The organism is uncultured Oscillibacter sp. (genome assembly GCF_950073225.1).
Classification (GTDB): Bacteria; Bacillota; Clostridia; order Oscillospirales; family Oscillospiraceae; genus Oscillibacter.
Window position 1 is genome coordinate 17,805 of record NZ_CATMPS010000010.1, and the last position, 13,016, is coordinate 30,820.

At 62.2% G+C, this 13,016-nt stretch carries 13 protein-coding genes; 8 read left to right on the forward strand and 5 right to left on the reverse strand.

Annotated elements, in window-relative coordinates:
- The first annotated feature begins 5 nt into the window (after positions 1 to 5).
- From iolD to Q1M04_RS07090, 3 genes are read left to right on the forward strand one after another with little or no spacing between them, the layout of a single operon-like run.
- The gene (iolD, locus tag Q1M04_RS07085; protein WP_297997798.1) at positions 6 to 1,934 is read left to right on the forward strand and encodes a 3D-(3,5/4)-trihydroxycyclohexane-1,2-dione acylhydrolase (decyclizing); all 1,929 of its coding nucleotides are present in this window, start codon (positions 6 to 8) and stop codon (positions 1,932 to 1,934) included.
- Between the two features lie 3 nt (positions 1,935 to 1,937).
- Positions 1,938 to 2,150: a PF20097 family protein gene (locus Q1M04_RS16125; protein ID WP_366131689.1), complete on the forward strand. Its 213-nt coding sequence runs from the start codon at positions 1,938 to 1,940 to the stop codon at positions 2,148 to 2,150.
- Positions 2,151 to 2,167: 17 nt separating this feature from the next.
- On the forward strand, positions 2,168 to 3,205 hold the full coding sequence (locus Q1M04_RS07090) for a Gfo/Idh/MocA family protein (RefSeq protein ID WP_295758199.1): 1,038 nt from the start codon (positions 2,168 to 2,170) through the stop codon (positions 3,203 to 3,205).
- Positions 3,206 to 3,344: 139 nt separating this feature from the next.
- Here the strand turns inward: Q1M04_RS07090 and Q1M04_RS07095 are convergent, their stop codons facing one another.
- From Q1M04_RS07095 to Q1M04_RS07115, 5 genes are all read right to left on the reverse strand, one after another.
- Complete coding sequence (locus Q1M04_RS07095; protein WP_295758197.1) at positions 3,345 to 4,262, reverse strand: diguanylate cyclase; 918 nt, start codon at positions 4,260 to 4,262, stop codon at positions 3,345 to 3,347.
- Positions 4,263 to 4,483: 221 nt separating this feature from the next.
- Positions 4,484 to 5,134, reverse strand: coding sequence for an AAA family ATPase (locus Q1M04_RS07100; RefSeq protein WP_293281663.1), 651 nt, complete (start codon positions 5,132 to 5,134; stop codon positions 4,484 to 4,486).
- A gap of 144 nt (positions 5,135 to 5,278) precedes the next feature.
- Entirely contained in the window at positions 5,279 to 5,434 is a 156-nt protein-coding gene (locus Q1M04_RS07105) for a rubredoxin (RefSeq protein WP_204790211.1), read from the reverse strand.
- Between the two features lie 20 nt (positions 5,435 to 5,454).
- Positions 5,455 to 6,021: an NADH peroxidase gene (locus Q1M04_RS07110; RefSeq protein WP_297294225.1), complete on the reverse strand. Its 567-nt coding sequence runs from the start codon at positions 6,019 to 6,021 to the stop codon at positions 5,455 to 5,457.
- A 200-nt stretch (positions 6,022 to 6,221) separates the two neighbouring features.
- Positions 6,222 to 7,763, reverse strand: coding sequence for a 4Fe-4S dicluster domain-containing protein (locus Q1M04_RS07115; RefSeq protein WP_293280651.1), 1,542 nt, complete (start codon positions 7,761 to 7,763; stop codon positions 6,222 to 6,224).
- A gap of 442 nt (positions 7,764 to 8,205) precedes the next feature.
- Between Q1M04_RS07115 and Q1M04_RS07120 the strand changes: the two genes are divergently transcribed.
- From Q1M04_RS07120 to Q1M04_RS07140, 5 genes are all read left to right on the forward strand, one after another.
- Complete coding sequence (locus tag Q1M04_RS07120; protein ID WP_297997806.1) at positions 8,206 to 9,336, forward strand: DUF4340 domain-containing protein; 1,131 nt, start codon at positions 8,206 to 8,208, stop codon at positions 9,334 to 9,336.
- 12 nt (positions 9,337 to 9,348) lie between these two features.
- The gene (locus Q1M04_RS07125; protein WP_297997808.1) at positions 9,349 to 10,026 is read left to right on the forward strand and encodes a response regulator transcription factor; all 678 of its coding nucleotides are present in this window, start codon (positions 9,349 to 9,351) and stop codon (positions 10,024 to 10,026) included.
- A 101-nt stretch (positions 10,027 to 10,127) separates the two neighbouring features.
- Positions 10,128 to 11,357, forward strand: a complete 1,230-nt coding sequence (locus Q1M04_RS07130) for a cell wall metabolism sensor histidine kinase WalK (RefSeq protein ID WP_297294222.1) — start codon at positions 10,128 to 10,130, stop codon at positions 11,355 to 11,357.
- Positions 11,358 to 11,432: 75 nt separating this feature from the next.
- On the forward strand, positions 11,433 to 11,579 hold the full coding sequence (locus Q1M04_RS07135; protein ID WP_297311461.1) for a hypothetical protein: 147 nt from the start codon (positions 11,433 to 11,435) through the stop codon (positions 11,577 to 11,579).
- Positions 11,580 to 11,745: 166 nt separating this feature from the next.
- Complete coding sequence (locus tag Q1M04_RS07140; RefSeq protein WP_297997810.1) at positions 11,746 to 13,005, forward strand: S41 family peptidase; 1,260 nt, start codon at positions 11,746 to 11,748, stop codon at positions 13,003 to 13,005.
- Positions 13,006 to 13,016: the final 11 nt, after the last annotated feature.

Genomic DNA, 13,016 nt, shown 5'->3' on the forward strand with positions numbered 1-13,016 from the left:
TTCCAATGGAAACGATTCGCTTAACGACGGCCCAGGCCATTGTCAAATTCCTGGATAACCAGTACGTCTCCATGGACGGCGTGGAGACCAAATTCGTGGAGGGCTTTTTCACCATCTTCGGCCACGGCATCGCCGTGGGCCTGGGCGAGGCCCTGGACACGAACCCCGGCGGCCTCAAGGTCATGCAGGGCCGGAACGAGCAGGGCATGTGCCATGCGGCCATCGCCTTCGCCAAGCAGAACTGCCGCAAGCGGATCATCGCCTGCGCTTCCTCCGTGGGCCCCGGCGCGGCCAATATGGTGACGGCGTGCGCCACGGCCACGGTCAACAACATCCCCCTGCTGGTCTTCCCGGCGGACACCTTCGCCTCCCGCCAGCCGGACCCGGTGCTCCAGCAGCTGGAGCAGAGCAGCAGCCTGGCCGTCTCCACCAACGACGCGTTCAAGCCCGTGTGCAAGTACTGGGACCGCATTACCCGGCCCGAGCAGGTCATGACCGCCCTCATCAGCGCCATGCGGGTGCTGACGGACCCCGCCGAGACCGGCGCGTGCTGCATCGCCCTGCCCCAGGACGTGGAGGGCGAGAGCTATGACTTCCCCAGCTACTTCTTTGAAAAGCGGGTCCACCGCATCACCCGGCCCGTGGCCGTGGAGGAGGAGCTGGAGGACATCGCGGAGATCATCTCCAAGGCCAAGAAGCCCCTGGTCATCGTGGGCGGCGGCGTGCGCTACTCCGACGCGGGGGAGGCCGTGGAGCAGTTCTGCGAGGAGTTCCACATCCCCTTCGGCGAGAGCCAGGCCGGCAAGAGTGCCTGCAAGTCCAGCCACCCCTGCTGCCTGGGCGGCATCGGCGTGACGGGGACCTACGCCTCCAACCACATTGCCAAGGACGCCGACGTGGTCATCGCCATCGGCTCCCGGCTCAGCGACTTCACCACCAGCTCCAAGCGGCTCTACCAGAATCCGGACGTGAAATTCGTCACCATCAACAACTGCCGCTTCCACGCCTATAAGATGGACGCGGTAAAGGCCGTGGGCGACGCCAAGGTCACCGTCCAGGCCCTGGCGGAGAAGCTGCGGGCCCGGAAGTACGTCTCCGCCTACACCGACGAGATCACCAAGGCCAAGGCCGTGTGGGACGAGGAAATGAAGCGCCTGGGGTCCATCGAGTACACCGGCGACGATTTCGACCCCATCATCAAGGCCCGGGACCCCCGCACCATCCCCGAGTTTGTGAAGCTGACGGACGGCAGGATCACCCAGACCGCCGCCCTGGCCGCCATCCGCCGCTGCATCGACGCGGACGCCACCATCATCACCGCCGGAGGCTCCCTCCCCAGCTGCATGCAGCGGATGTGGACCACCGACAAGCGGGGCGGCTATCATGCCGAGTACGGCTATTCCTGCATGGGCTACGAGGTAGCCGCCACTCTGGGCGTGAAGTTCGCGGAACCTAACAACGAGGTCTACTGCGTGGTGGGCGACTCCAGCTTCCAGATGCTCCACAGCGAGATCATGACCATCCAGCAGGAAAAGCAGAAGGTCAACATCCTGGTCTTCGACAACTGCGGCTTTGGCTGCATCAACAACCTGGAAATGAACCACGGCATCGGGAGCCTGGCCACCGAGTTCCGCTATACCGACGGCAAAAAGCCCTGCGGAGACCTCATTCCCGTGGACTACGCCAAGATCGGCGAGGGCTACGGCCTGAAGACCTACACCTGCAAGACCATTGCCGAACTGGAGGCCGCCCTGGCCGACGCGAAGAAGCAGACGGTTGCGTGCCTCTTCGACCTGAAGGTCATTCCCAAGACCATGACCGACGGGTATGAATCCTGGTGGAACGTCGGGCTCGCCGACGTGTCCGAGAAGGAGAGCGTCCGGGAGGCCTGGAAGGGCGTCAAGGAAGGCCGCGACGAGGCGCGGAAATACTGATTCATGGACTGCCCCTTCTGCGGCGCGGAAATGGAGGACGGCGTGCTGCAAAGCACGCACGGAATCCACTACTATCAAGAACCCTGCTTCACCGGCGTGCCGCTCCATTTCAAAGCCAGGAACGAGGCGCTCGGGCAATCGAACGGGCCGTTTCAGCCCCCGTTCATCATAGTTTCCCGATGTGTCTCCTGTAGGAAAATCCTATTTGACTATTAAAAGAAAGGTTGATTATCATGGACAAAGTTCTGAAAATCGGCATCATCGGCTGCGGAGCCATCGGCAAGGACCACTGCCGCCGCATCATCGAGACCGTCCCCGGCGCCACCGTCGTGGCCGTGTCCGACTACGTAGCCGCCGCTGCCGATGAAACCGCCGCCAAATACGGCATCAAATCCTATGGAAACGACTGCGACGGCATGATCAAGGACCCGGATGTGGAAGCCGTGGTCATTACCTCCATCGACCCCACGCACCACGACTACGTCATGAAGACCCTGGCGGAGGAGAAGTGGTGCTTCTGCGAAAAGCCCCTGAGCCAGAACGCCAAGGACTGCGAGGAGATCATCAACCGGGAGCTGGAGATCGGCAAGCGGCTGGTCCAGGTGGGCTTCATGCGCCACTATGACCGGGGCTACGCGGAGATGAAGCGGATCATCGACTCCGGCGAGATCGGCGCGCCCCTGGTCATCAAGGCTTGCCACCGGAACGTTGCCCAGGGCCCGGGCTTCAAGACCGAAAACGGCGTCACCAACGTGGCCATCCACGAGCTGGATATCTGCCGCTGGCTTCTGGACGACGAGTATGAGGACGTCCAGTGCGTCAAGGTCCGCCAGTCCGCCAACTCCGACAAGGGCTATGACAACCCCCAGGTCATGCTGATGCGGACCAAGAAGGGCTGCTTCATCGACGTGGAGGTCCAGGTGGCCGACGGCTACGGCTATGACATCCAGTGCGAGGTGGTCTGCGAAAACGGCACCGTGAAGCTCCCCGACCCCTACGCCGTGGTCCGCCGCTCCCGCCCCGCCGGCTGGGACAGCCTGAACCCCGCCGAGTCCATGCCTATCATGACCGACTGGAAGGAGCGCTTCATCGAGGCCTATGACATCGAGTTCTGCAAGTGGGTGGAGTCCGTCCACGCCGGGAAGCTCACCGGCCCCTCCAGCTGGGACGGCTATGTGGCCTGCGTCGCCGGCGACGCGCTGAACGCCTCCCGGGGCACCTCTCAGTTCTTGAAGGTGGAGACCATGGAGAAGCCGGAGCTCTACAAGTAATCCGGAAGCCCGGCAAACGAATTTTCCCAATAATGGCGGAGGACCGGCGCAAGCCGGTCCTCCGTCCCCCTATAGAAACAGTGCCAGGAACTCCACCTTCGAGGCGCTGGTTCTACCTTGAAACGCCCCCCTGGGGCTTTTATTTTTCTCTCTGCTGCTCCATGCGCTCGTTGGTCCAAACCACCTGGTTCCGGCCGAAGCGCTTGGCGTCGTATAGCATGGCGTCCGCCATTTTGAGGTACATGTCGTAAGAGGTCCCCAGCTTGGGCAAAACGGTAATGCCGCCGATGCTGACGGTCACCCACTGGGAAACCTCCGGGTTGTGGGGAATGTGCAGATTCTCCACCGCCTGGCGGACGGCCTTCAAATGGGTAAAGTCGCTTTCGGCGCTGCCGCCCAGGATCAAGGCCACAAACTCCTCCCCGCCGTAGCGGGCGAAGAAGTCCGTTCCCCGGCGGAGCATGGAGGAGGCGGTTTCAGCCACGGCCTTGATGACCTTGTCCCCCGCGGGATGGCCGAAGGTGTCGTTGTAGACCTTGAACTTGTCAATGTCGAACATGCAGATAGAGAAGGGGACGCCCAGGCGGACGGCGTCCTGCCAGCGCTTGCCGCTGACGGCGTCGTAGCGCCGCCGGTTGGGCACGCCGGTGAGCTGGTCCACCGTGGCCTCCCGCTCAATCTGAGTGCGGTATTGGTAGAGGTTGATATGGGTATGTACCCTGGCCCGGACAATGGCGGGGTGGAAGGGCTTGGTAATATAGTCCACGGCTCCCAGGGTGAGGCCCTGTTCCTCGTGCTGGATGTCGTTGAGGCTGGTGATGAGGATGACCGGCGTGTGCCGGAGAATGACCTCTTCCTGAAGCATTTTCAAAAGCTGAAAGCCGTCGATGCCCGGCATAATCACGTCCAGGAGAATCAGGGAATAGTCCCCGGCCTTTGCCTGCTCCAAGCCTTCCTCAGCAGAGTTGACAACGGTGATTTCGTAATCCGGCTCCAGGATGGAGCTGAGGAAGTTCGCCTGGACAGGACTGTCGTCAATAATCAAAATTTTCTCCACAACAGATTCCTCCCATCATGGATGCGGCTCCGCGGAACAAGTTTCGCCGCGGTGGAAGACAGCCGGATATCCTTACTAGATGGTAATTATATCAAACATTTTCAAAAGAAGGAAGGGCTAACTTGACAAAATTGGAAAATATTTTTCCAGGGCGGAAGGCCTGACCCGCCTGCCGGAACGGGAAAGCGCCCGGCGGTCCTTGAGAACCGCCGGGCGGTTTTTTATTTCCGGGTGGGATCGGCCTCCGTGGGGCTGGGGACGGGGTGTTCCTTGTGGTCCACCATGGCGCGGATGAGCTCCACCGTGCCGCCGAGCCCCAGGTAGCTGCTGTTGACGCAGAAGTCATAGCTGTCCACGGCTCCCCAGCGCTGGGAGGAGTAATACTCATAATAGGAGGCCCGGCGTTTGTCCGTTTTGCTGATCAGGGTCCTGGCCTTTTCGGGGGACAGGTCCTGCCGCTGGGCCACCCGGCGGATTCGGTCCTCCAGGGGGGCGTGGATGAAAACGCTGAAATGGTTGGGGTTGCTGGCCAGGGCGTAGTCCGCGCAGCGGCCGATGATGACGCAGGGGCCTTCCTCGGCGATGTGGCGGATGGTGTTGAAGGTGGCGAGATACACCTGCTGCTCCAGGGACTCGCCCGCTCCGGTGCCGGGCAGGGCGAACATGTAGGAATCCATGGCGATGGAGTAGAGCAGGCTCTTGGGACGCTCGTCAAAATTTTCCAGGATTTTTTCGCACAGGCCGCTCTTTTTGGCCGCCTCCTGAAGAATTTCCTTATCATAAAAGGGGATGCCCAGTTCCTTGGCCACGCGGATGCCGACTTCCTTGCCGCCGCTGCCGAACTGTCTTCCGATGGTGATGATGGTCTTCATAGCGGGACCTCCTTTCCGGTCCACTTTATTATACTTCGATTTTTGGAAATCGTCAAATAAAAAACAGAAGGAAAAAGCGCGCAAAAAGAGGGGAACGAGCGTTCCCGTTCCCCTCCGGTTATATGGCTGCGATAAACGCGGCGCTTATTCCTTTTCGAACACGTCCTTGCCCATCTCGCAGATGGGGCAGACCCAGCTCTCGGGGACCTGCTCCCAGGGGGTGCCGGGGGCCACGCCGTTGTCGGGATCGCCCACGGCGGGGTCGTAGACATAGCCGCAGGGGCATACGTACTTATCCATAGCTGTATGTCCTCCCGCTCTTACTTGAAAAACCGCTCCAGCAGGCCCTTGAACGCCTTGCCATGGCGGGCCTCGTCACGGGCCATCTCGTGGACGGTGTCGTGAATGGCGTCCAGGTTGTACTGCTTGGCCAGTTTCGCCAGGGCGAACTTGCCGGCGGTGGCGCCGTTCTCGGCCTCTACCCGCATTTCCAAATTTTTCTTGGTGCTGGTGGTCACCACGTCGCCCAGCAGCTCGGCAAACTTGGCGGCGTGCTCAGCCTCCTCATAGGCGGCCTTCTCCCAGTACAGGCCGATCTCGGGATAGCCCTCCCGATGGGCCACGCGGGCCATGGCCAGGTACATGCCCACTTCGGTGCACTCGCCGGCGAAGTTGGCGTTCAGGCCGTCAATAATTTCCTTCTGAACCTCGGCGGGGACGTCCGCGCCGAAGGTCTTGCCCACGCCCACCACATGCTCGGCGGCCCAGGTCATATCCGCGCCCTGCTCCTTGAACTTCGCGCCGGGAACGCCGCACTGGGGGCACTTCTCCGGGGCGGTCTCTCCCTCGTGCACATAACCGCAGACAGGGCAAACCCACTTTTTCATAATTGTATTCCTCCTTAAAATGTAAGACCTCCTGGTCCTGTTCAGTTCGTGTTCTGAGTATAACAGGTTCGGGGACGAACCGCTAGTTGCAAATGCGACAAAACAAAAATTTGATTGAAATTTACGGTTTATTTAAATTTCAGGGCGGCGGAAAAATTGACGGGCAAAGCCTGCCAATTTTTCCCATGCCCTCCGGCGGATCAGTCGTGGTGGTTGATCTCGTACTTCTGCTCCACTTCCTCCAGCCGGTCCAGATAGGGGCTCTCGGTGCAGCTCATGGAGGGGGCGGCGTTTTTGAACTTCTCCACGGTCATCATGCTGTCCCGGATGGGGGCGATGGTGCCCGCGCCGGCCACGCAGCCGCCGGGACAGCCCATGCCCTCCAGCAGGTAGCCGTCCCGCTTGCCCGCCTTGGCCATGGCCAGCATCTTCCGGCAGTTCTTCAGTCCGTCGCCGTACTCGATCTGGATCTTCCGGTCCGGGTCGATGTGCTTCACGGCCTCCACCACGGCGGCGGCCACGCCTCCGCCCACGGCGAAGCCCCGGCCCATGCCGGTGCCCTCGTCCATCTCGTCCTCCGGGTTGGCCTGGAGCTTGGAAAAGTCGATGTCCGCCGCGTCAAAGATGCCCAGCATCTCCTCAAACGTCAGCACGAAGTCCACGTCGGAGCGGATGGTCCGGCGGTTGGCCTCCAGCTTCTTGGCCGAGCAGGGCCCGATGAAGACCGTTTTAGCGTCCGGGTGGTCCTTCTTCACCATCCGGGCGGTGATGACCATGGGCGTCAGGGCCATGGAGATGTAGTCGGTAAACTCGGGGTAGAGCTTCTTGGCCATGACGCTCCAGGCGGGGCAGCAGCTGGTGCCCATCCAGGGCTGCTTGGCGGGGACCTCCTCCAAAAAGTCGTGGGCCTCCTCCACGGTGCAAAGGTCCGCGCCGATGGCCACCTCCACCACATCGTAGAAGCCCAGCACCTTCATGGCGGCGTGGAGCTTGGCGGGGGTGGCCTCCTTGCCGAACTGGCCCGCAAAGGCCGGGGCCACGCAGGCGACGACCTTTTCCCCCTTGTGCAGGGCCTGACAGACCTGGTAGATCTGGCTCTTGTCGGCGATGGCGCCGAAGGGGCAGTTCACCAGGCACATGCCGCAGGAGACGCACTTGTCATAATCGATCTGGGCCCGGCCCAGCTCGTCGGACTTGATGGCGTCCATGCCGCAGGCGGCGGCGCAGGGGCGCTCAATTTTGCTGATGGCCCGGTAGGGGCACTGGTTGAAGCATTTGCCGCATTTGATGCATTTTTCCTGGTCGATGTGGCAGTGCTTGTCCTTGTCCATGTAGATGGCGTCCTTGGGGCAGACGTTCATGCAGGGGTGGGAGATGCAGCCCTGGCAGTTGTCCGTGATGCGCAGCTGCTTGGGGGGGCAGGCGTTGCAGGCGAAGGGAATGATGTTCACCAGGGGATTTTGGAAATGCTTCTGGGACTTCTCTGCGGACAAAAGGTCCTCGCTGACGGGGATGGTCTCCCCGGCGAAGCGGATGTTCAGGCCCAGGGCCAGGCGGACCCGCTCCTCCACGATGGCCCGCTCCAGGAACACGTCGTGGCGGTGCTTCGCCACCTCGCCCTGGATCATCTTCAGGGGGATCTGGTCCAAAAGGCGGGGGTCTCCGCCTTCAAAGGCCAGCTTGGCCACCTCTTTGAATACGGTGCGGCGGATGTCGTCAACCGCGCTGTGTACACCTCTCATAGCAGTCTCCTCCTATTTTTCAGGCGGCGCGCCCCGCCCGTTCTTTGTGAAACAAGTAACCATCCCGGTTCAAGCCTATTATAGCGAAGGTCCCGTTATAATGCAAGAGGTTCTTCGTGGCAGGAAACCGATGAAGCGGCGCAAAAAAAATCCGGCGGACGGGAGAACCCGCCGCCGGCTGCAAAGAGGGAAAAGAAACAGAAAGAGAGGAAATCGTGTCTCCTCCGCAGAGGATGGTCTTAGCATACCCGGAAAATTTGAAATCAATCTGGATTTTTTATAAATAAACTGTGAATCTTGAACCAAATTTTTTCAGAAAGCTTTCAGCCTGGGGCCGTAAAATTGACAAATACGGGACCGATGGGATATAATGGCTTCCTGTAAACGACCGTTGGACACTTCCCGGCGGCACGCCGCCGGGCCGGATATAGGAGGACCTTTCATGACCTGGAAAGAAAGACGGACCGTCACCATATTGCTGAGCATCGTCGGAGCGCTGTTCCTGGCCCTGCTCATCGTCTTCGGCATGATTTACCGGGAGGGACGGGAGGAGGCCTTGGCGGGAACGGCCGCGCCCGCGGGCCTTTCCGCCGACGGGAAAGCGGTGGACCCCGGAGCGTATACCGCCCTGCGCTGGTACAACGGGTCGGCCACCCTCTCCTTCGCCCTGGACGAGGAGGGGAAGTGGATCTGGGCCGACGGGCCGGACTTCCCCTTGAAGGACGACACGGTGAACGCGATTCTGGAAGCCCTGTCCTCCCTGAAGTTCCAGCAGGTCCTTCCCGCCGGGGAGGATAAGTCGGAGCACGGCCTGGACACGCCCGGGGCCACCCTCACCGCCTCGGCGGGGGAGAAGGAGCAGACCCTGGCCTTCGGCAAGGCCACCACCGACGGGGACAGCTACTACATGTGCATGAACGGGGACGAGTCCACGGTCTACATCGTGGCGGACACCCTGGTGAAGCTGATGCAGACCCCCATCTACGACATGTGCGCCCTGCCGGAGCTGCCGGATTTGAGCGAGAAGAATCTGCGGGCCATTACCATCCAGGGCCCTGTCCCGGCGGCGGAGGCGGGCGGCGGAGAAGAGGACGGAGCGGAGGCCGGGGAGCCGGAAGCGCCCGGAGAGGAGCCGGAGCGGCCCGCGGTCAGCCTCAACGCCCGGCGCTCCGGCGGGGAGGACCAGCCCGCCCTCTGGTTTGAGGGAAGCGACAACGTCACCGCCGCCCCCCTGATGCAGGACCTGCTCCACGACCTGGCCTCAATGTCCGTGGCGAAATGCGTGGACTACTTCCCCAGTGAGGAGGCGGCGGAGATCTGCGGCTTCCACAGCGCCGACGCCATTTTGAAGGTGGAGTACGCCGCCAACGGCACGGACCAGACCTTCACCCTCTCCGTGGGGGCCCGGATGCCCGACCAGTCCGGCCGCTATGTCCGGCTGGAGGAGGACGGGGCCATTTACGCCTTGGCAACCGACAGCATCGACGCGGTGATGACCATCTCTGTGGCGGGGATGCGGGGCGTGGTGCAGGAGCCCGCCCCGGCGGAGGGGCAGGAGAACTCCCAGGAATAAGGAGGAACGCCCATGCGGGTGCTGGTAATTGAGGATGAGGTAAGGCTTGCCGCCACGCTCCAGGACCTGCTGGAGCTTAGCGGCTACACCGCCGACGTGCGCCACGACGGCGAGTCCGGCCTGGACGACGCCCTGACGGGCATTTACGATGTGATCTTACTGGACGTGATGCTGCCCAAGCTGGACGGCTTTACCGTGCTGCGCCGCCTCCGGGAGGCGGGGAACGCCGTGCCGGTGCTGATGCTCACCGCCCGGTCGGAGGTGGCCGACAAGGTGGAGGGGCTGGACCGGGGGGCGGACTACTATTTGACCAAGCCCTTCGACCCCAAGGAGCTGCTGGCCTGCGTCCGGGCCCTGACCCGGCGGCAGCCGGAGCTGCGGGACCCGGAGGCCCTGGAGTTCGGCGGCGTGCGGCTGGATAAGGGCAGCTTTACCCTCTCCTGCGGAGAGAAGTCCGTCCGGCTGAGCCGGAAGGAGTTTGACATCTGCGAGCTTTTGATGCTGAACCGGAACCTGGTGCTGACCAAGGAGTCGCTGCTGCTGAAAATCTGGGGCTATGAGTCCGACGCGGAGGACAACAACGTGGAGGTTTACATCTCCTTCCTGCGCAAAAAGCTGGCCCACATCGGCGCGAACGTCCGCATCCGCACCATCCGCATGGTGGGCTACTGCCTGGAAGAAGGGGGCTGAAACGCCTGTTTCGTCAACTGTGAGTTCCGCCCATCTTATCCACAGCCTTCTGGCGGTTTTACACAATTTCCACAAACTTATCAACAAGGGGTATGGGAGGCATGATTCGTAAGCTCCGGCTGAAATTTGTGGCCGTCTGCATGGCCATGGTCACCGCCGTGCTGGCGGTGGTGTGCTTCGCCATCTTCGCCGCCCTCCGGGGGAACGTGGAGGACTTGAGCCGTGAGGTGCTCCACCGGGTCATTCAGGAGGACCCCGGCGGCCGAAGGCCGGAAATTGGCGTGGAGATCGGCGGGGACAAGGTGCTGCTGCCCTATTTCACCGTCAGCGTCTGGCCCGGCGGCGGGGGGGCCTACACCGCCTACGTCACCGGCGGCACCTACGCCGCTCTGGAGGACACGGCGGAGCTCACCGCCATTTTAGAGGACTGCCTGGGCCAGGAGCCCCCGGAGGGCGTGATTCAGAGCTACAGCCTCCGCTATCTCCGGCGGGACAACGGGCTCTATCAGAGGATGGCCTTTGTGGATATGTCCATGGAGCGGGCCATGCTCCGGGAGATGATGGGGTCTTATCTGCGCATCGCCCTGGCGGCCTTTCTGCTGCTGCTGGGAGTCTCGGCGATCCTGGCCCGGTGGGCGACGGGGCCGGTGGAGCGGGCCTGGCGGCAGCAGCGCCAGTTCCTCTCCGATGCCTCCCACGAGCTGAAAACACCGCTGACGGTGATTCTCTCCAACGCGGAGCTCCTCTCCGCCCTGCCCCTGGAGGAGCGGCCCGCCCGGTGGACGGACAACATCCTCTCCGAGTCCCACCAGATGAAGCGCCTGGTGGAGGAGATGCTGACCCTGGCCCGGGCGGACAACCTGGCCCTGCCTCCCGTGCTGGCGGAGGTCTCCTTGTCCGACGTGGCGGAGGACTGCGCCCTGGCCTTCGAGCCGGTGGCCTTTGAGGCGGGGAAGCCCCTGGAGTACCATGTGGCGGAGGGCGTCACGGTGCCGGGGGACGGGGATAAGCTCCGGCGGCTGGTTTCCATCCTGCTGGACAACGCCGTGAAGTACGGCGCGGAGGGGGGAACCATCACCCTGGCCCTGGAGAAGACGGAGCGCCAGGCAAGGCTGACGGTATCCAACCCCGGGGAGCCCATCCCGGCGGAGCAGCTCAGCCGGCTTTTTGAGCGGTTCTACCGGGCGGACGCCTCCCGGGGGGAAAAGAGCGGCTTCGGCCTGGGGCTGAGCATCGCCGCAGTCATTGCCCAGGAGCACAAGGGGACCCTGAAAGCCGAGAGCGGCGGGGAGGGGACGCGGTTTTTGTTTACCCTGCCGCTGAGAAAATAGAGCTTTAGCGCCTTGACCTTTGGGCGCTTTTACGGTAAAATAGAATTATCCCAGCCAGGAAAGGAGCGTTTCAGCATGGGAATGACAGACAGCCAATTCAAGGCCTTTATCTGTTTTGTGCTGGACAGCTTGCAGGAAGTGAAAAAGGAAAAGGACCCGGCGGCGCGTGAGGAAAGGCTGAATAAGGTCATTGACAACCTGCAAAAGGCCCTGGAGGACTGACATAGTGGAAAGGCGGGGAGCTTCCCCGCCTTTTTTAATCGTAAGAAATTCTTAAGAATTTTGTCAAGCCGTTCGTAAGATTTTCCTGTTACCATGAGGAAAACCCCGGCGCTGTCCCGTATAGGGAAGCAGCGGGACGCCGCCGAAGGAAAAAGGAGACGATTTTATGAAACGCGTGTGGATTTCCCTGACCCTGGTCCTCTGCCTGCTTTTGAGCGCCTGCGCCGCCCCGGCGGCGGAGCCGGACGGCAACTGGGACCCGGCCCTGAAAAACGCCCTGGGTCTGACCCCGGAGCAGCGGCTGGAGGACTACGACTACTTTGTGAAAACCCTGAAGGACAGCTATCTCTGCCTGGGCGTTCACGACCGGGAGAACCCGGAGGACCCGGCGGAGGAGGTCTTTGCGGATTACCGGAAGACGATTCTTGAAAACGACAGCGACCAGGCCTTCTACTCCGCCGTTTACAGCTCCCTCTACCGCCTGGGGCCCTATGGGCACCTCTGGATCATCGAGCCGGAGGACTACCGGGGGATGCTGGACTGGTGCCGGACGGAGGACACCACCGGCCGGGAGCGGTGGAAGGAGCTTATCGAGGCCTCGGAGGAATCCTACAAAACACTGCAAGCCTATCTGGACGCACTGGGAGACGAGGGCGGCGGCTCCTGGAGCGGCGGCGAGGCGGGGGAGAACCTTCACACCCTCCTGCTGCCGGATGCGGGAGTCGCCTATTTGAAGGTGGACAGCTTCCTGGTGGACTATGACCCGGACTACCAAAAAGAGGCCCAGGCTATCCGGGACTTCTACGACGCCGCCGGGGACTGCACGGACCTCATCATCGACCTGACGGACAACAGCGGCGGAAACGAGGGCTACTGGCAGGACCTGCTAACGGCTCCGCTGGCGGACGAACCCCTGTCCTGCACGAACTACGCCCTGCTGGCGGACAGCGAGAACAACCGGCCTTACATCGACAATGTATTCGCCCCCTCGGACCTGCATCCCATCGCGGAGCTGCCGGAGCTGCCCAAGCTGGAGCGGCAGGGCCTGGAGGCCGCCACTCATTTTGTGGAGAGCACCCTCCGGGTGGAACCGGCAGCAAAGCGGGCGGCGTTCCATGGCCGGGTGTGGCTTCTGGTTGGGCCCATGGTCTACTCCGCCAGCGAGTCGTTCGCGGTGTTCTGCCAGACAACAGGCTTTGCCACCCTGGTGGGAAGCCGGACCGGCGGGGACGGCATCGGGGCCCTGGATCCGGTGATGATGCGCCTGCCCAACAGCGGCATTTTAATCCAGTACACGATGATGTACGGCCTGAACCCGGACGGCAGCAGCAGCGAGGAGGCGGGCACTACGCCGGACGTCCTTTCCCCGGCGGGGGAACCGGCATTGGCAACGGCCCTCCGGGCTATTCAGGCGGCCCGAGGATAGGGGGAACAGCC